Source organism: Streptococcus parauberis NCFD 2020, assembly GCF_000187935.1.
In the GTDB taxonomy this organism is placed as follows: domain Bacteria; phylum Bacillota; class Bacilli; order Lactobacillales; family Streptococcaceae; genus Streptococcus; species Streptococcus parauberis.
In genome coordinates this window covers 1,238,014-1,257,586 of sequence record NZ_AEUT02000001.1, presented here as the reverse complement: position 1 = coordinate 1,257,586, position 19,573 = coordinate 1,238,014, and the positions used below count along the sequence as shown (strand labels likewise).

Here is a 19,573-nt window from a genome sequence, read left to right as displayed (position 1 = left end):
GGCAGGTATATCAATCTCCGTAGCAGATTTTTGCATTCTTAACTTAATTGCCCTAAAATAGGGTTATAAAACAAAAGAAAGTGAGATAATCAGATGACAAAGATCGTAACAGATGCAACATTTGAAACAGAAACTAAAGAAGGATTAGTCTTAATTGACTTTTGGGCAACATGGTGTGGTCCATGCTTGATGCAAGCTCCAATTCTTGAACAATTATCTGAAGAACTTGATGAAGATGAATTGAAAATCGTTAAAATGGACGTTGACGAAAATCCAAATACAGCACAAACTTTTGGCATTATGTCAATCCCAACATTAATGTTCAAAAAAGATGGCCAAGTTGTTAAACAAGTAGCCGGTGTTCACACAAAAGATCAAATCAAAGCAATCATTGCTGAATTAAGCTAACAAAAAAGCCCAGAGAAGGGCTTTTTTGTTTTGTGATTTTTTTACTTGTAAGCTAGTTCGAAAAGGCTGTATCGGTTGAGTCCCACGGTCACTTGTTTCTTATTCATATTGTATTTATTATTAAAAAGTAAGGTAAGCTCTTTAGGGTTTTCTAGACAAAGACCAGTATAACCTTTAAGATTGTCATTGTAGTGCCAATCTGTTAATTGAGCTATCTCAGGATAGTCAGCAATGTTTCTTTCTTTGTCCTTGAAAACAATAAGAATACTATATTTATGCTTATCATTTGCTGACTTACTTTTTTTCAAAAGATGTCTTTGATAGAAAAACCCAATTACTAACAAGAGGACTGTAATTTCACCAACAATAGTATATAAATTAGTTTGGAAAAAGATGAGTAACATAATTTCACTTTCTTTCTTTGGAATGAATCAAAAATATGACTAGATAATAGTTAGCCAATCAGACTTATTAAAATTTGTTATTTAAGCAATTGAGCAATCATTTTTTTCTGGGGTGTTGCCATTGGGAAGTTTTCAAAATCTTCGAGACTTAGCCACTGCAGTTCTAACCCTTCAGGAAGTTGATTATCACTAACTCGACCTTCAAAAAGTTCGATTGTCCATTTCTGGTGACTAAAGGTGTGGGTAACTTTCTTATGAACCGTATCTTGCCAAATTGGATAAAGCTGATACTGCTCTTGAAAGGCGTCCTTTTGTGATAGCGTCTCTAAAATTTCCTGAGCATCTCCAAATAGATCAATCTGTTTAGCTTGAAAGCTTGTTTCAATAATTGGGAATGTCCAAAATCCGCCAAGCAAGGGTCCAGCATTGTTTTTCTCAATTAAGTATTTGCCTTCAGCATTTCGAATGACAAAAGCTTGAATTACCATTGGACGCGGCTTTTTCTTAGGTAATTTAATTGGATACTTGTCGTAGGTTCCATGTAAATAGGCTGCGCAGAAAAACTTTATTGGAGAGTCATCTGGTCTGGGATTTTTTGCAGATTCGATATCAGTGCCCAGATCCATTAGTGCCTGATTGAAATCTCCAGGACGTTCTGAATCAATTAACTCCTCCATGATGGCTTGGAAAATCTTTCGATTTTTAGGATTACCAATATCGTATTCTACTTCAAACAATCTGGCCATAACCCGCATGATATTGCCATCAACTGCTGGTTGTGCTTGATTAAAGGCAATACTGGCAATTGCGCCAGCAGTATAAGGGCCGATGCCCTTTAATTCTGATATATCTTCAAACCGTGATGGGAAAGTCCCATCGAATTCGGTCATTATTTGTCGCGCAGCTTTCTGCATATTTCTTACACGAGAGTAATAACCAAGTCCTTCCCAAGCCTTTAAAAGTTTGTGCTCAGGGGCGCTAGCCAATTCTTCAATAGTCGGAAACCACTCGATGAAGCGGTGATAATAAGGAATGACGGTTTGAACTTGCGTTTGTTGCAGCATAATTTCGGAAACCCATATGAAATAGGGATTTTTTGTGCGACGCCAAGGCAGGTCGCGTTTTTCTTGGTCATGCCAATTGAGGAGGGTGCGTCGAAAGGATTGAATTTTTTCTGGATCCCACATCTCTACACCGTAATCTTTTAATTCTAACATGTTCATATTGTAGCAGATATTTCAAGTTTGTGGAAAAGAAAAACAATGAGACATACATAAAATGTAAGCTTATAAAAAGCATCATCTTTTTATTTGACAAAGGTAACCGCTTACAATATAATAAAAGTATAAAGAAGGATGGCATTTTAGAAGACATTTATAGGAGGTAATCTTATGATTAATCTACATGTCGCACGGTACAAAAACGGAGACTAAGTAGCTCCGACAACGGTAGGCAAACCAAATTTTACGTATGTTAGCAAAGTGATCACATTGTTAAACTTATTCTAGTTCGAGTGATTTGGCCAAAGGAGCGCTCTACACAGTATAAGTTTAAATTCTCTAACCATAAAAGGTAATAGTTAACTTTTTATGACTAAAATATGCAATTATTGTAGCCAGAAATTCTAGATTAGGCAATCAATAATTGTAACAATATTATTGTCACTCAGGGAAAACGTTAAAATTTATGATTGTTATTGTCACTCAGGGTATAGAATTTTATTAAAATATTGTTATTGGCGCACAGGAAAATGAGTTTTTCTTTAATAGGAGGATCTTATGAATCTTGCAAGATACAAAAACGGAGACACAATTGGCTATTGTAAAAATAGCCAAAAGAGTGAAATAATGTAAAATCCATAAGAACGAAATTACAAACTATGTGAAAATTAAATAGTTTATATTTTAAAACCATTTCATCAAAAGAAAGGAGAATAAACCTATCAGAATAAAAATAAGATTTATTTCCTTTTATAAAGGAAAATTGACAGTTAACTCCTTATGAAATGAATGAGAAAGGAATATATTCTATAAGAATTATTTAAAAGAAGAAGACATCCAAAAGTGTGCATTGGATGTCTTTATATTTTTTGAAATTTTTCTTGCTTCTGAGCTCAATTTAGAGTATAATAGTAATCTGTGAGAATACCTCACTTACCTGCAACAAAGTTGTAGGTCATTAGTCCAAAAGGAGGAAAAATCAATGGCAAAATACGAAATTCTTTATATTATTCGTCCAAACATTGAAGAAGAAGCTAAAAACGCTTTGGTATCACGCTTTGACTCTATCTTATCTGACAACGGTGCAACAATCGTTGAATCAAAAGATTGGGAAAAACGTCGTCTTGCATATGAAATCAATGATTTCCGCGAAGGCCTTTACCACATCGTTAACGTTGAAGCAACTGATGCTGTCGCTCTTAATGAGTTTGACCGTTTATCAAAAATCAACGGTGACATTCTTCGTCACATGATCGTTAAACTTGACGCTTAAGACTTATAAGAAGGTAGTTTATGATTAATAATGTAGTACTAGTTGGTCGTATGACCAAAGATGCAGAACTTCGTTACACACCAAGTCAAGTGGCAGTAGCTACTTTTACACTTGCTGTTAACCGTACATTCAAAAGTCAAAATGGGGAACGTGAAGCAGATTTCATTAACTGTGTAATCTGGCGTCAACCAGCTGAGAACTTAGCGAATTGGGCTAAAAAGGGTGCTTTAGTTGGGATTACTGGTCGTATTCAGACTCGTAATTATGAAAATCAACAAGGGCAACGTGTCTATGTAACTGAAGTGGTTGCGGATAATTTCCAAATGTTGGAAAGCCGTGCTACACGTGAAGGTGGTTCATCTAACTCTTATAATGGTGGTGGATTAAATAATAATTCTTCATCATCAAACAATAGTTACTCAGCCCCTGCTCAACAAACACCTAATTTTGGTCGCGATGATAGCCCATTTGGTAATTCAAATCCAATGGATATCTCAGATGACGATCTACCATTCTAATTAGAGTGGGTTTGGAAAAAAGAACTCAATAGAGTTCAGACACTGATAACAAATCAGGTCACAAAGATAATATAAAAGGAGAAAACACATGGCTCAACAACGTCGTGGCGGATTCAAACGCCGTAAAAAAGTTGACTTTATCGCAGCTAATAAAATTGAATATGTTGATTACAAAGACACTGAACTTTTAGGCCGTTTCGTTTCAGAACGTGGTAAAATTTTACCTCGTCGCGTAACAGGAACATCAGCTAAAAACCAACGTAAAGTAACAGCAGCGATCAAACGCGCACGTGTTATGGCATTAATGCCTTACGTAAACGAAGATTAAATCCAAAAGAGCGCAAGCTCTTTTTTTGATGAAAAGATTGTGGTGGCTCTGTAAAGAGACCGCACAATCCCTTAGCAAGATATGGCATTAATGCCTTACGTAAACGAAGATTAAATCCAAAAGAGCGCAAGCTCTTTTTTTGATGGAAAGATTGTGATGGCTCTGTAAAGAGACCGCACAATCCCTTAGCAAGATATGGAAATACAGAATTTGATTGTGACAGGACTGAAGGGATAGTCACAATCATATAGCAAGTTATGGCATTAATGCCTTACGTAAACGAAGATTAAATCCAAAAGAGCGTAAGCTCTTTTTTTGATGGAAAGATTGTGATGGCTCTGTAAAGAGACCGCAGAATCCCTTAGCAAGATATGGAAATACAGAATTTGATTGTGACAGGACCGAAGGGATAGTCACAATCATATAGCAAGTTATGGCATTAATGCCTTACGTAAACGAAGATTAAATCCAAAAGAGCGCAAGCTCTTTTTTTAATGAAAAGATTGTGGTGGCTCTGTAAAGAGACCGCACAATCCCTTAGCAAGATATGGAAATACAGAATTTGATTGTGACAGGACCGAAGGGATAGGCACAATCATATAGCAAGTTATGGCATTAATGCCTTACGTAAACGAAGATTAAATCCAAAAGAGCGTAAGCTCTTTTTTTGATGGAAAGATTGTGATGGCTCTGTAAAGAGACCGCACAATCCCTTAATATTAGCGATTCTTGTCCTCGTTTATTTTAACAATAACTATCTTTCTTGATTTTGGTAAATAGTGAAACGGTCTAGGCAGTTAAACTAAGGAAAAATTGATAAAAAAAGAACCGACGACTTTATTGTCGGTTCTTTTGTAATACTTGATTTTATTTCTAACTTAGCGTTGTTGCGCAGCCATTGCATTAAGAATATTGTATTTACGTTGTAAGAAGTAGCGAGTAGCGAAGGCTAAGGCACCAATAACGACAAGGGCGAATGGTGGGAGAATTGGGTTAAGAGATCTTGGTAAGAAAGCTGTTGCTGTATAAAGACCAACCCAAACAGCCATAGCTAAAGAAAGAGCACCGATGATTTTTAACCAACTTGGACGTTGACTTTTGTCTTTGCCCATATGACGGTATACAAAATAGTAAGTTGCATACATAGATGCACCACCACCGAAACCAAGGGCAAGAAGTGAGATAATTCCAGTCACTGTAGCATGAGAATTAAAGAGTGTCATCATGCCGTTTAGCAAAGCAACAACACCAATAAATAGGAGAGAGGTATCTAACCACATTAACCATGGATTAGTATTTTTTGGTTTTTCTTCGGTTTTACCGTTCTTGCTGTCTTTTCTTTCAGTAAATGAGCCAGCCCAAGCTGTTGGTGCTCCCAAAAATGAACGGGCAGGAATCCCTTGTCTTTGCTTCTCAAGGATTGTTGGAACAGTTTCTTCAAGAATGGCCTTGACTTCTTGATCAGATTTACCATCTTCAATAAGACGGTTAGTAGCAATATGTATGAATTCTTGATTTTTCTTAGTTAAGTTTTGAAAATCCATTTTATCTCCTTAGATAAATTTCTTCTTGTTAAAAGTAATGTAGATTGTTTTACAACTTCAATGTTGATAATGTTCCGGAGCAAATTAGAACCATTTTTTGCGGATAAAGTATAAAACAATTAATGATGACAAAGCACTTGCCAGTAGGACAATAACCCAAAAGCCGTGTTCTAAGCCGTTTAAAGGCATCCAGTTATTTTGGAAGTTCATTCCGTAGGCCGAAAAAATAACCGTCGGGATATCCAAAGTCATAGTCATTAAAGCAAGTGTCTTCATGATTGTATTCTGATTATTATTAATGATAGAGGCGGTGGTATCAGTCATGGCATTCAAGACATTTTCATAGATGCCCGCCATTTCGATGGCCTGTTGTGTTTCAATCAAAGTGTCCTCTAAAAGGTCTTCGTCTTCAATATATTTTTTCAATGAGCTAGTGCTGCTAGACAATTTCTTAACAATTCGTTCATTGAATTTTAAGGAGGCTTTTAAGTAGACAATTGATTTTTCAAGTTCCATCATGTCAATTAGTTCTTCGTTACGGGTTGCAGCCTCTAGCTGTGCTTCCAAACGATCACTTTGTCTGTCGATAGTGCGTAGGGCGGTAAGAAATAGCTCAGCATTGCGGTAAAGTAATTGGAAGACAAAACGCGTCTTCATAAACGTGAAAAAGTTTTTAACGCGTTTTTTATGAAAATGGTCAAAGAGTGTTAAGTCATTTAAACAGGTTGTAATAACAGCATTTTCTGTAACGATTATACCAAGCGGAACCGTCACATAATAACTTTTATTATTTCGTTCCTCATAGGTTGGAACGTCGACAATGATAAGGGTGTAATCATCCTCAACTGCGATACGAGAGGTTTCTTCAATATCGAGTGGAGCTCGCAAGTCAGAAATATCGATATCAAATTGATCGGCGATTTCAACTGATTCTTCCTGGGAAGGGTTAACCAATTTAATCCAAGCCCCTGGCTCGAATGTTTCTATTTCTTTGAATTCAATTGCCGATGAAAGAAACATTTGTTTCATGACAAGCCCTCCTTTTTCTAAAGTTTATGTTGATGATTACTAGCAATTTATGATTTGAAAATTTGTGAAAACTTATCAATCCTAGGTTCCACAGAAAATTCTCTAAAAATGGCAATAATACTTTACTATTATACTACAAAAAGTTAAATTTGGGGGTAGTATAAAATGATAAAATTTTCATTTTGAACTAAAAAACGTTTTAAAAAAATATATATCATTTTTCAAGTAATATCATACTTTAATATGTTTCAAGATAGTTTGATGGATTGAAGTGAAAGCAGTTAAATTTTCTAACTGTGCAGAAAGAGGTTGAAAATCTTTTCAGTCTGTTATATCTTAAAATTTTGGTATAATATAAGAAATTTCAAGGGAGGTGTGCTGACAAGCACTATCACATGCAAGATAAATTAATTATTCATGGAGCGAGAGCTCACAATTTAAAAAATATAGATGTGGAGATTCCTCGTGATAAACTTGTTGTTGTGACGGGTTTGTCTGGTTCTGGGAAATCAAGTTTAGCTTTTGATACTATCTATGCTGAGGGTCAACGTCGTTATGTTGAAAGTCTCTCAGCATATGCACGCCAATTTTTAGGCAATATGGAGAAGCCTGATGTTGACTCAATTGATGGTCTCAGCCCTGCCATTTCAATCGACCAAAAAACGACTAGTAAGAATCCACGATCAACGGTCGGTACTGTGACAGAGATTAATGATTATTTACGTCTGCTTTATGCGCGTGTTGGTACGCCATACTGTATCAATGGGCATGGGGCAATTACAGCTTCTTCTGTTGAACAGATTGTAGAGCAAGTTTTAGAATTGCCAGAACGGACAAGAATGCAAATTTTGTCTCCAATTGTTCGTCGGAAGAAGGGTCAACATAAATCTATTTTTGAAAAAATACAAAAAGATGGTTATGTTCGTGTCCGTGTTGATGGGGATATCTATGATATTTCAGAAGTTCCAGAATTGTCTAAAAGTAAAATGCATGATATCGAAGTGGTCATTGACCGTTTGGTCAATAAAGATGGCATTCGAAGTCGTCTCTTTGACTCAGTTGAAGCAGCACTTCGTTTAGGAGATGGCTATCTAGTGATTGACACTATGGATGGTAATGAAATGCTCTTTTCAGAACATTATTCTTGTCCTGTCTGTGGTTTTACTGTTCCTGAATTGGAACCGCGATTATTCTCTTTTAATGCTCCTTTTGGGTCATGCCCAACTTGTGATGGACTTGGAATTAAATTAGAAGTTGATATGGATTTGGTCATTCCGGATCCAAGTTTAACCTTAACTCAAGGTGCTCTTGCACCCTGGAATCCGATTTCATCCAATTATTATCCGACTATGCTTGAACAAGCTATGAAAGCTTTTGGTATTAGCATGGATACACCTTATCAAGATTTAACTGACCAAGAAAAGGATATCATTTTATATGGTTCGGGAGATAAAGAATTTCATTTCCACTATGTGAATGATTTTGGTGGTGAACGCAATATTGATATTGCTTTTGAAGGTGTTGTGACTAATATTAATCGTCGTTATCATGAAACCAACAGCGAGTATACTCGTAATGTAATGCGCGGCTACATGAATGCTCTTAAATGTACAACTTGTCATGGTTATCGTTTAAATGACCAAGCCTTATGTGTCCATGTCGGTGGAGAAAGTGGCTTAAATATTGGACAGTTATCAGAACTATCTATTGCAGATCATTTAGAGTATATAGAGACAATTCACCTATCAGAAAATGAATCAACAATAGCTAAACCAATTGTCAAAGAAATTCAAGATCGTCTGACCTTCTTAAATAATGTTGGTCTTAATTACCTGACCCTTTCTCGTGCTTCGGGAACTCTGTCTGGTGGGGAAAGTCAGCGGATTCGACTAGCAACGCAAATCGGTTCTAACCTATCGGGAGTTCTTTACATTCTGGATGAGCCATCAATTGGTCTCCACCAAAGAGATAACGATCGCTTGATTGAGAGCTTGAAGAAAATGCGTGATTTAGGCAATACCTTGATTGTCGTTGAACATGATGAAGATACGATGATGCAGGCGGATTGGCTGATTGACGTTGGTCCAGGAGCTGGTGACTTTGGTGGCCAAATTATTGCTTCGGGAACGCCAAAACAAGTGGCGCGCAATCGGAAATCAATTACTGGTCAGTATTTATCTGGTAAGAAGTCAATTCCCGTGCCATTAGAACGCCGTTCGGGCAATGGTCACTTTATTGAAATAAAGGGGGCCAGTGAAAACAACTTGCAAAATCTTGATGTTCGCTTCCCTCTAGGCAAATTTATTGCTGTGACAGGTGTCTCCGGATCAGGAAAATCTACGCTAATTAATTCGATTCTGAAAAAAGCGCTGGCCCAAAAACTCAATCGTAATTCTGAGAAACCGGGGAAATACAAGTCCATTGAAGGAACAGAACATATTGAACGCTTGATTGATATCGACCAAAGTCCAATTGGTCGAACACCGCGTTCAAATCCAGCCACTTATACTGGTGTTTTTGATGATATTCGTGATTTGTTTGCCCAAACTAATGAGGCTAAAATTCGTGGCTACAAGAAGGGGCGTTTCTCCTTTAATGTCAAAGGCGGACGCTGTGAGGCTTGTTCTGGAGATGGGATTATCAAGATTGAAATGCATTTCCTACCTGATGTTTATGTTCCATGTGAAGTTTGTCATGGACGTCGTTATAATTCAGAGACTTTAGAAGTGCATTATAAAGAAAAAAATATTGCCCAAATCTTGGATATGACAGTTGATGATGCCTTGCCATTCTTCTCTGCTATTCCGAAGATTGCTCGTAAAATCCAGACAATTAAGGATGTTGGTCTCGGCTATGTCACCCTAGGTCAGCCAGCAACAACTCTATCTGGTGGGGAGGCTCAACGGATGAAGTTAGCTTCTGAATTGCATAAACGGTCAACGGGTAAGAGCCTTTATATTTTGGATGAGCCGACAACTGGTCTACATACTGATGACATCGCCCGGCTCTTGACTGTTTTAGAACGTTTTGTTGACGAAGGAAATACTGTTCTTGTGATTGAACATAATCTAGATGTCATTAAATCAGCCGATCATATTATTGACTTAGGTCCGGAAGGTGGTGTTGGTGGCGGTCAGATTATTGCGACTGGGACACCAGAAAAGATTGCTAAAGTTAAAGAAAGTTATACTGGTTATTATTTGAAAGATAAATTGGACCTTATTTAAAATACGAGTCAATCTAAAAATGATTTATTATATACTTTTCATATGTTGTGAGGGATGGTAGGTTAACCAGTCAGGGTAAGAAAATCAAAAAATTCCATGCCTAGCTTTTTAGTAGTTCTAAAAAATCCCTGTACTTGAAAACTCTTGTTTTCAAGTATTAACACCACATTGAAAAGTATATTTTTGCTAAGCTTTATTATGATTAAATATAAGATTGTATACAAAGTGTTGAAATGATATTAATATTTCTTTTTACTAATAAACTTTAGAATCATTTAGAAAATCATAATAAATTAAAAATTCAACAATGAAATTTCGATGATTAAAATACTCCGGTGGACCATTTTAGTTGCACTTCTAGTAATCAGAAAGAGCCCATACCAAGTCTGGACCATCAAGAAAAGTATTATAAAATGAAGACAAAGGACTTTGTCTTCATTTTATAATATATTCTTTAGAAACGACGGAAGATAACTTTCAAAAGCTTTTAAATCATGGTAAACTAAAGGGAAGTGTAATGTGTACAGGAGAATAAAAATGGAAGACTTTTTAAGTGGTCGTTTAGCGACTTTAAAAAAACGATTAGTAAGTAGTCAATTAGAAGCTATCTTAATTACAAATCTTAAAAATATTTATTATTTAACTGGTTTTTCAGGAACGGCAGCAACAGTATTAGTGACACCAAAGAGAAGTATTTTTATTACAGATGCCCGGTACACCTTGATGGCCAAAAACAAAGTTAAACATTTTGATGTTATTGAAAGTCGGACGCCATTAAAAGAGATTCTAACTATTTTACGAGCTGATAAGTGTCAGCACTTAGCTTTTGAAAACGAAATTAGCTTTGCTTTTTATCAAAGTTTACAAGCTCAATTTTCAGGGATAGAATTACAAGCACAGTCAGGTTATATTGAAGAACAACGTATCATTAAAGATGCTAGTGAAATTGCAACAATTGCAAAAGCTTGTTCAATTTCAGATAAGGCTTTTATTGATGTTCTTGATTACATTAAACCAGGGCAAACAACAGAATTGGATGTCGCAAACTTTCTTGATTTTCAAATGCGTCATTATGGGGCTTCAGGAACTTCCTTTGAAACGATAGCAGCATCAGGTCATCGTTCAGCAATGCCACATGGCCGTGCCAGCAATAAAGTTATTGATAATGGTGATAGCTTGACCATGGATTTTGGTTGTTACTACGACCATTACGTCAGTGACATGACGCGGACCATCCATATTGGTCAAACGACAGACCAAGAAAAAGAAATTTATCAGATTACCTTAGAGGCCAATAAGGCTTTGATCGAAAAAGCGCGTGCTGGCATGACCTACACCAACTTCGACCGTATTCCACGTGAGGTCATTTCTAATGCTGGCTATGGTCCCAACTTCACACACGGGATTGGGCATGGCATCGGACTTGATATCCACGAGAATCCATATTTTACGAAAAGTGACAAGATTTTACAAGCTGGTATGGTTGTGACTGACGAGCCTGGAATATATTTGGATAATCTCTATGGTGTCCGAATTGAGGATGATTTAGTGCTAACTGAAGATGGTTGCCAAGTTTTAACACTAGCACCAAAAGAATTGATTGTGATAAACTAATCAGCTCTGCAATTTGAAAGAGGAAAAAGATGGAAGAAAGATTATCATGGCAAGATTACTTCATGGCTAATGCCGAGTTAATTTCTAAACGTTCGACTTGTGATCGGGCTTATGTTGGGGCTGTCTTAGTTAAGGATAATAGAATCATTGCGACCGGATATAATGGTGGTGTTTCGGCGACTGATAATTGTGATGAAGCTGGTCATTATATGGAGGATGGGCATTGCATTCGGACGGTTCATGCTGAGATGAATGCTTTGATTCAATGTGCCAAAGAGGGAATTTCAACTGCTGGAACAGAACTTTATGTGACTCATTTCCCTTGTATCAACTGTACTAAGGCCCTTTTACAAGCAGGAATTAAGGCCATCACCTATAAGGCCCATTATCGCCCTCACCCATTTGCAATTGAGTTGATGGAGAAAAAAGGCGTTGTTTACCAACAACATGATGTCCCAGAAATTAAGCTGGGTGGCGAAGAGTCGAATTAAGTTGATTCATATGCAGAGGGTAATGATGAAAGTGTTATTTGAATGCTTCCATGGACATAAAAGATTTGAGAATAGTCACTAGTTGTGGTAAAATGAGATGATAAATATTTTAGTAAGAGGTAATAATAATGATTGAAGCAAGTAAGCTAAGAGCAGGTATGACTTTTGAATCAGAAGGCAAATTAATTCGCGTTCTTGATGCAAGTCACCATAAACCAGGTAAAGGTAACACTATCATGCGTATGAAATTACGTGATGTACGTACTGGATCAACTTTTGATACAACTTACCGTCCTGATGAAAAATTCGAACAAGCAATTATTGAAACTGTTCCAGCTCAATACTTATATAAAATGGATGATACAGCTTACTTTATGAATACAGATACATATGATCAATATGAAATTCCTGTAGCAAACGTTGAGCAAGAATTGCTTTACATCTTAGAAAACTCAGATGTAAAAATCCAATTCTACGGAGATGAAGTAATCGGTGTTACAGTTCCAACTACTGTTGAATTAACAGTTGCAGAAACTCAACCATCTATTAAAGGTGCAACAGTTACTGGTTCAGGTAAACCAGCAACTCTTGAAACAGGACTTGTTGTTAACGTACCAGACTTTATCGAAGTTGGACAAAAACTTGTAATCAACACAACAGAAGGTACTTACGTTTCTCGTGCTTAATTGTTTCATCAACAATAGGTTGTGAACAGAAAGGAAATGCTATGATCAGTGAAAATATCGGTGAAATCGTAATTTCACCTCGCGTTCTTGAAGTGATTACTGGGATTGCCGCAACACAAGTTGATGGCGTTCATTCACTTCATAACAAAAAAATGGCAGATAGTTTTAATAAATCTAGTCTAGGAAAAGGTGTTTATCTTCGTACTGAAGAAGATGGAACTGTTAATGCAGATATTTATGTGTATCTTCAATATGGTGTAAAAGTACCAACTGTTTCAGTTGCTATTCAAAAATCAGTTAAATCGGCAGTATATGATATGGCAGAAGTAACAATTTCAACAGTGAATATTCATGTTGAAGGAATTGTTCCAGAAAAAATGCCAAAACCAGATATGAAATCATTGTTCGATGAGGATTTTTTGGATGACTAAAAGTTTTCAAAATTCGAGACGTGATTTAAGAGAACGTGCTTTTCAAGCTTTGTTCAATATGGAGCTAGGAGGCGAATTCTTAGAAGCTTCTCAGTTTGCATATGATTATGATAAGATTGTAGAAGAAGGGGAGAAATCAGATGTCCCTGCTTTCTTATTAAATTTAGTAAATGGTGTTAATGACCATAAAGTAGAATTGGATCAATTAATCACAGAAAACCTTAAAACAGGTTGGTCAATTGAACGACTTACTTTGTCAGATAAAACAATGTTACGTTTAGGTCTTTATGAGATTAAATATTTTGAAGAAACGCCTGACCGTGTTGCATTGAACGAAATCATTGAGATCGCCAAAAAATATTCTGATGAAACATCTGCAAAATTTATAAACGGCTTACTCAGCCAATTTGTAAAAGCTGAATAAAAAAAAGCAGTAGCTCTTGTAGTTACTGCTTTTTTATTTTAATACGGATGTCTAGTTCACTATATGCTTCCTCAAAGTGATTTTTCCCGTCCAGCCTCTTTGAAAAAAATGTCATCATGGTTTAATAGAAGAATGCAAATATATATTACGAGTTAAGTATTTTGTCTATACCTTATGGTATTTCGTATTAGAAAAAAATAATAAAGAACTTTATAAGTATTGATTATTGAAGAAAAATATTGAAGATATTTCTGAAATTTCAGATTCACAAGAAGGTGTGAAAATCAACCTTTAGTATTCATTTATTCTCTAAAAAAAACATTTTAGAAATCAGTGAATGTACTAAAAAACTCCAAGACGAATTTACAAGACATACCTGATACTAGGAAAAGTAATAATATTTATTTTGTTTAAATAACAAATAAGCTGAAGATAAGTAATTTTATCCTCAGTCTTTTTATATACTTGAACCAGGTAAGAGAGTTATGGGTAAGATATAATCCTTACTGGTTTTTTCTTTATTCATTTTTTTAAGCAATATTTCGACAGATAATTTTGCTATCTCTTCGATAGGTTGCTTGATTGTTGTCAGTTGTGGATAGTAATTTTCAATGAAAGCTGTGCCGTCATAACCAATTATTTTTACATCCTCTGGAACCTTAAGACCTAACTGATGAGCGACTTTCATAATTAATATCGCTGTCAAATCATCAGAAGCAAAGATACCATCAGGTTGTCTTGTTCCTAAAATAGACTTAATTTCCATTTCTCGTCGAATAGTCGATAAGTTGTTTGGTAATTTTATGACTTCAGCTTTTCTTTTTAATTGGTAAGAGAAACCTAATTGTCTTAGACCAGTCGGTGAATCAGAATTATCGTTCCCTGTAATCATGATGATTTTTTGACATTTGTACTTTTGTAGGGTTTGCGCAGCTAATTTTCCACCTTGGAAATTATCTGAGGAGATTATCGGAATATTGGGAGCTAGGTTCCGGTCAAAAGCAACTATTGGCGCCTCTACACGCTCATAATCCTCTAGACCCAAATTATGACTTGATGAAATGATGCCATCGACTTGATTGGCTGCTAACATTTCCAAGTATTCTTTTTCTTTTTGGGGATTGCTTTGGCTGTTACAGATAATTGTCTTGAAACCATGATTAAAAAGCTCTATTTCAAGATACTCGATAAGCTCTGCATAAAAAATATTACTGATATTTGGGAAAATTAATCCCACTAATTGAGCAGATTTTCCTTGTAAGCTTCTGGCAAGATTGTTAGGTTGATAACCTAATTCTTTCATTGCCGCTTTCACTTTATCAACTGTTTTTTGAGAAAGGTAACCTTTTTTATTTATCACCCGAGAAACAGTCGTAGGGCTAACACCAGCTAATTCAGCCACATCAGTTAATTTTGCAACCAAAATCATTTCCTCATTTCGTAATATTTACCTGAAACTTGACCTTCTATTACTGAAATTCCTGTTTCTGTTTTTGATGGAAAGACACGACTTGTTAAAACACTTTGTCCATTGTTGACAAAAATTTCAACGGTTGACTGATCAAGATAGATATTAAGTGTAACATCTTCTTTAGGAATTTGGCAAGTTCTTACAGTGTCGAACTCTAATGCATATTGTTGACCAACTTGACTACGATCTAATTGTAATCGACCTGATGCAGTATCAACAATTAGCTTAAGCCCACGATTATTACCCATTACACAAAGGTTTAGCTGAGTAGTCTGATTGGCAGGAATTTGTAATTCTAATTCATAGCAATTTGATGTTGAAGTTTGCTTGACAAATTCTTGGCCTTTTCCTCTTAAGGATTTAATTGCTTCAACAGGTTTTTGGAAAAGTTTACCATCTTTGATATGTAATTCTTTGACCAAGCTCATTGCGCCTTGATAGTCATATTGATCAGTTGGATAGTTGATATCAGGTAAACCAATCCAAGAAATAGCTAGGGCTTTTCCCTCAGGCGTGTTAAAAGCCTGCGTAGCATAGGCTTCAAATCCAAAATCTAGATTTTCTAAATTTCCTGGGCCAATTAATTTCCCATTTTCTGGATCAAAACTTTCAAAAATCTTATATGTATTTGGGTAGATGTTAGTATAGTTTAACTCCTCTCGTGACAAGCCTTGTGGACTAAAGATGAGTACTGGTTTCCCATCAACAAAAACCAAGTTTGGACACTCAATCATGTAGGCTGTTCCACTATTATCAAAATCCAAATCAGCCACAAATTGCCAGTTATCAACATGATTATTCACAGCTTTGTACAGTTTGATAATGCCTTGCTTAGCTGTATTTTGACCGCCGACAATAGCGTAGAATTGTTCGTGAAATTTGAAAATTTGGGGATCGCGGAAATGATCTGTCACATCTCCAGGCTGTTCGATTAAGACCTGATCGAATTTCTCAATATGACCTTCTTTATCCATAAAAGCCCCAACCTGTAAGGGATGGCGGACCCAATCTTGATCACGAACATTTCCTGTATAAAAAAGGAAGAGTTTTTCGCCGATAGCATAAGCTGATCCAGAGTAAGCTCCGTGACTATCGTTTGCATGGTCAGGCAGCAATTTACTTCCTGTCTCAGTAAAATGGACAAGATCCTTAGACACCAGATGAACCCACTGTTTCAATCCATGAGCTGCACCAAATGGCCAGTTTTGATAGAAGAGATGATATTGCCCATCAAAATAAGAGAAGCCATTAGGGTCATTTAACAAGCCAGTTTTTGCTTCAATATGATAGGTGCAGTGCCAAGGAGATTGACTGACACGTTCCTCTATTTTTTCAATTTCTGCTCTTGTCCATTGGTCATAGGGCTTATAACGGACTTCTTTTGGTAATTCCATATTGGCTCTCTTTCATTTTATTATATACTATTATATTAAACGTTTTCCTTCGTAAAATCAACAATAAATAGCCAAATAAAAAAATATATGTCAAACGCTTGACATATATTTTTGACATGCTAAAATAATATACAAGAGGTGAAACGGTTTCACTTAAAAATTAAAGGAGATTTTGCAGAATGGACAACAAACAAATTGCAAAAGAAGTCATTGATGCAATTGGTGGTCGTGAAAATGTTAGAAGTGTCGCACACTGTGCAACGCGTTTACGTGTCATGGTTATTGATGAAAACAAAATTGATAAAGAAAAAGCTGAGAACATTGAAAAAGTCAAAGGTGCCTTTTTCAACTCTGGTCAATATCAAATGATTTTTGGTACAGGTACTGTTAACAAAATTTATGATGAAGTGGTAGCACTTGGTTTACCAACTGCATCTACTGGTGAACAAAAATCCGAAGCTGCCCAACAAGGAAATATGTTCCAACGTGCAATTCGTACCTTTGGTGACGTTTTTGTCCCAATCATTCCAGCAATTGTTGCGACTGGTTTATTCATGGGAGTTCGTGGTTTAGTTACACAACCTGCAATTATGGATTTATTAGGTATTCATCATTATGGTGAAAACTTCTTAATGTATACACGCATCCTTACTGATACAGCATTTGTTTATTTACCAGCCTTGGTTGCTTGGTCTGCCTTTCGTGTCTTTGGTGGGAATCCACTAATTGGTATCGTACTTGGTTTGATGCTTGTCTCAAATGAATTACCAAATGCATGGGTTGTTGCCTCAGGTGGTGATGTTAAACCTTTAACTTTCTTTGGTTTTATTCCCGTTGTTGGCTACCAAGGAACAGTCCTACCAGCCTTCTTCGTTGGTTTAGTTGGTGCCAAGCTTGAAAAATGGTTACATAAAAAAGTACCAGAAGCTTTAGATTTATTAGCAACACCATTCTTAACGTTTGCGATTATGAGTGCCCTTGGTTTATTTGTTATTGGTCCTGTTTTCCACTCACTTGAAAATGTTGTTTTAGCTGGTACTCAAGCAGTTCTCCATTTACCATTTGGGATTGCTGGTTTGATTATTGGTGGTATCCAACAGTTAATCGTAGTAACAGGTATTCACCATATCTTCAATTTCCTTGAAGCTCAATTAATTGCCAATACTGGAAAAGATCCGTTTAATGCCTACTTAACAGCAGCTACTGCTGCACAAGCTGGAGCAACTCTAGCAGTTGGTGTTAAAACAAAATCACTTAAACTTAAAGGATTAGCTTTCCCTTCTACATTTTCTGCCTTACTAGGTATTACAGAGCCAGCTATCTTTGGGGTTAACTTACGTTATCCAAAAGTATTTGTCTCAGGTTTACTTGGTGGTGCAGTAGCTGGTTGGGTTGCCGGATTATTTAATCTTGCTGGGACTGGTTTTGGTATTACAGTATTGCCAGGAACATTACTTTACTTAAATGGACAATTAATTCCTTATATCATTACTCTTCTTACTGGTTTATCAGTTGCCTTTGCTATCTCTTATGTTTGGGGTTACAAGGAAGAGGAAGCAACAGAAACTGTTGCTTTATCATCAGAAGCACAAACACCAATTGCTGAAAATGCACAGTCAAGTTTAAAAGAAGAAACAATTGTTAGTCCTTTAGAAGGAACTTATCAAGCCCTTGATCAAGTAACTGATCCAGTATTCTCATCAGGAGCGATGGGTAAAGGAATTGCTATTAAGCCAAGCGGAGATGCTGTATACTCTCCAGTAGATGGAACTATTGAAGTTGCTTTCGAGACAGGTCATGCTTTTGCAATTAAGTCTGATTTAGGTGCAGAGGTACTTATTCATATTGGTATTGATACAGTTTCAATGGCAGGCGATGGTTTTGAAGCAGTAGCTAAGGTTGGTCAAAAAGTTAAAAAAGGTGACTTATTAGGTCGTTTTGATTCAGTTCGAATTGCTTCAGCTGGTCTTGATGACACGACAATGGTGATTGTTACAAATACAGCAGATTATGCTAAAGTTACACTTCATGACTCAGAAGCTTTAACAACAGGTCAAGAAATTATCACTGTAAAGTAATAGAAGGGCTAGGAAACTAGCCTTTTTGTTATCTATTTAGCAATTTTATTATGAAATTTTTTGATATTAACTTGCCTAACATGAGTGAAACACCTATAATAAAAAGAAGAAAACGCTTCATAAAAGGAGATAAAATGAGAAAATTATACGGAAGTTTAGAAGCTGGTGGGACAAAATTTATTTGTGCTGTTGGTAATGATGACTTAGAAATAGTTGCTAAGGGTCAGTTTCCAACTACCAATCCTGAAGAAACCATAGCTGCAACCATTGCTTTTTTCCAAGACTTTAAAGATGATTTGGTAGGGCTTGCCATTGGTTCTTTTGGTCCGATTGATATAGATGAAAAATCAGAAACTTATGGTTACATTACAACAACCCCTAAGCCAAACTGGGCAAATGTTGATTTACTTGGAAAAATTAAAGATGCCTTACAAGTACCCGTTTATTTCACAACTGATGTTAACAGTTCGGCATATGGAGAAATGCTGGTACGTAAAGGTGTTGATAGCTTAGTTTACTATACTATTGGAACTGGCATTGGTGCTGGGGCTATCCAGGATGGACGTTTCATCGGGGGGCTTGGCCACACTGAAGCTGGTCATACTTATGTGATGGCTCATACAAATGATATTGAAACTAATTTTACTGGCGTATGCCCATTCCACAAAGGATGCTTGGAAGGCATGGCAGCTGGACCAAGTTTGGAAGCAAGAACTGGAATTCGTGGCGAGCTAATTGAAGAAAATTCAGCCGTTTGGGATGTTCAAGCCTTTTACATTGCTCAAGCAGCATTGCAAGCGACCATGCTCTATCGTCCACAAGTGATTGTTTTTGGTGGCGGTGTGATGGCACAGTCACATATGGTCACTCGGGTTCATCAAGCTTTTGAGGAATTAATGCAAGGCTACTTACCTGTTCCTGACTTGAAAGATTACATTGTTACACCAGCAATTGCTGAAAATGGCTCCGCTACTCTTGGAAATTTTGCATTAGCTAAATTAGTAGCTGGTCAATAATCAGAAAAACCACTTAA

18 protein-coding genes are annotated in these 19,573 nt (G+C 36.5%); 12 read left to right on the top strand and 6 right to left on the bottom strand.

The features are described 5' to 3' along the window. The first annotated feature begins 93 nt into the window (after positions 1-93). Entirely contained in the window at positions 94-408 is a 315-nt protein-coding gene (trxA, locus tag SPB_RS06280) for a thioredoxin (protein ID WP_003102914.1), read from the top strand. Positions 409-449: 41 nt separating this feature from the next. Here trxA and SPB_RS06275 read toward each other — a convergent pair whose 3' ends face one another. Continuing rightward, the gene (locus tag SPB_RS06275) at positions 450-812 is read right to left on the bottom strand and encodes a hypothetical protein (RefSeq protein ID WP_003105722.1); all 363 of its coding nucleotides are present in this window, start codon (positions 810-812) and stop codon (positions 450-452) included. A 77-nt stretch (positions 813-889) separates the two neighbouring features. Further along, positions 890-2,029, bottom strand: a complete 1,140-nt coding sequence (mutY, locus tag SPB_RS06270) for an A/G-specific adenine glycosylase (protein ID WP_037621360.1) — start codon at positions 2,027-2,029, stop codon at positions 890-892. A gap of 985 nt (positions 2,030-3,014) precedes the next feature. Between mutY and rpsF the strand changes: the two genes are divergently transcribed. The 3 genes from rpsF (at position 3,015) to rpsR (ending at position 4,151) form a co-directional block, all read left to right on the top strand. Further along, positions 3,015-3,305, top strand: a complete 291-nt coding sequence (gene rpsF / locus SPB_RS06265; protein ID WP_003104479.1) for a 30S ribosomal protein S6 — start codon at positions 3,015-3,017, stop codon at positions 3,303-3,305. A 20-nt stretch (positions 3,306-3,325) separates the two neighbouring features. Next, positions 3,326-3,823, top strand: a complete 498-nt coding sequence (locus SPB_RS06260; protein WP_003103409.1) for a single-stranded DNA-binding protein — start codon at positions 3,326-3,328, stop codon at positions 3,821-3,823. Positions 3,824-3,911: 88 nt separating this feature from the next. Continuing rightward, a complete protein-coding gene (rpsR, locus tag SPB_RS06255) occupies positions 3,912-4,151 on the top strand; it encodes a 30S ribosomal protein S18 (protein ID WP_003102945.1) in 240 nt (79 codons plus the stop codon). 878 nt (positions 4,152-5,029) lie between these two features. Here the strand turns inward: rpsR and SPB_RS06250 are convergent. Both SPB_RS06250 and SPB_RS06245 read right to left on the bottom strand, forming a co-directional pair. After that, a complete protein-coding gene (locus SPB_RS06250; RefSeq protein WP_003105966.1) occupies positions 5,030-5,695 on the bottom strand; it encodes a DUF1129 domain-containing protein in 666 nt (221 codons plus the stop codon). A gap of 84 nt (positions 5,696-5,779) precedes the next feature. Beyond that, positions 5,780-6,724 carry a magnesium transporter CorA family protein gene (locus SPB_RS06245; protein WP_003105810.1) on the bottom strand — a complete coding sequence of 315 codons (945 nt, stop codon included), beginning with the start codon at positions 6,722-6,724 and terminating at the stop codon, positions 5,780-5,782. A 395-nt stretch (positions 6,725-7,119) separates the two neighbouring features. Here SPB_RS06245 and uvrA point away from each other — a divergent pair, with 395 nt between their 5' ends. The 6 genes from uvrA to nusB all read left to right on the top strand — a co-directional run bounded on the left by uvrA (position 7,120) and on the right by nusB (position 13,597). Then, positions 7,120-9,951: an excinuclease ABC subunit UvrA gene (gene uvrA / locus SPB_RS06240; RefSeq protein WP_003104927.1), complete on the top strand. Its 2,832-nt coding sequence runs from the start codon at positions 7,120-7,122 to the stop codon at positions 9,949-9,951. A 537-nt stretch (positions 9,952-10,488) separates the two neighbouring features. Next, the gene (locus SPB_RS06235; RefSeq protein ID WP_003102856.1) at positions 10,489-11,565 is read left to right on the top strand and encodes a M24 family metallopeptidase; all 1,077 of its coding nucleotides are present in this window, start codon (positions 10,489-10,491) and stop codon (positions 11,563-11,565) included. A 29-nt stretch (positions 11,566-11,594) separates the two neighbouring features. Continuing rightward, entirely contained in the window at positions 11,595-12,056 is a 462-nt protein-coding gene (locus tag SPB_RS06230; protein ID WP_003105453.1) for a deoxycytidylate deaminase, read from the top strand. Between the two features lie 128 nt (positions 12,057-12,184). Further along, positions 12,185-12,742, top strand: coding sequence for an elongation factor P (gene efp, locus SPB_RS06225; protein ID WP_003104307.1), 558 nt, complete (start codon positions 12,185-12,187; stop codon positions 12,740-12,742). A 41-nt stretch (positions 12,743-12,783) separates the two neighbouring features. Beyond that, entirely contained in the window at positions 12,784-13,173 is a 390-nt protein-coding gene (locus SPB_RS06220) for an Asp23/Gls24 family envelope stress response protein (RefSeq protein WP_003102745.1), read from the top strand. After that, entirely contained in the window at positions 13,166-13,597 is a 432-nt protein-coding gene (nusB, locus tag SPB_RS06215) for a transcription antitermination factor NusB (protein ID WP_003103322.1), read from the top strand. The genes SPB_RS06220 and nusB overlap by 8 nt, the downstream gene beginning before the upstream one ends. 457 nt (positions 13,598-14,054) lie before the next feature. Here the strand turns inward: nusB and SPB_RS06210 are convergent, their stop codons facing one another. Together SPB_RS06210 and SPB_RS06205 are read right to left on the bottom strand one after the other, a co-directional pair. Continuing rightward, positions 14,055-15,020, bottom strand: a complete 966-nt coding sequence (locus SPB_RS06210; protein ID WP_037620040.1) for a LacI family DNA-binding transcriptional regulator — start codon at positions 15,018-15,020, stop codon at positions 14,055-14,057. A 2-nt stretch (positions 15,021-15,022) separates the two neighbouring features. Beyond that, positions 15,023-16,462: a sucrose-6-phosphate hydrolase gene (locus SPB_RS06205; protein WP_003102626.1), complete on the bottom strand. Its 1,440-nt coding sequence runs from the start codon at positions 16,460-16,462 to the stop codon at positions 15,023-15,025. A gap of 179 nt (positions 16,463-16,641) precedes the next feature. Here SPB_RS06205 and SPB_RS06200 point away from each other — a divergent pair, with 179 nt between their 5' ends. Both SPB_RS06200 and scrK read left to right on the top strand, forming a co-directional pair. Further along, complete coding sequence (locus SPB_RS06200) at positions 16,642-18,540, top strand: sucrose-specific PTS transporter subunit IIBC (RefSeq protein WP_003102979.1); 1,899 nt, start codon at positions 16,642-16,644, stop codon at positions 18,538-18,540. Between the two features lie 134 nt (positions 18,541-18,674). Beyond that, positions 18,675-19,556 (top strand): fructokinase ScrK, encoded by an 882-nt coding sequence (gene scrK / locus SPB_RS06195; RefSeq protein WP_003104428.1) that lies wholly within the window; start codon positions 18,675-18,677, stop codon positions 19,554-19,556. Positions 19,557-19,573: the final 17 nt, after the last annotated feature.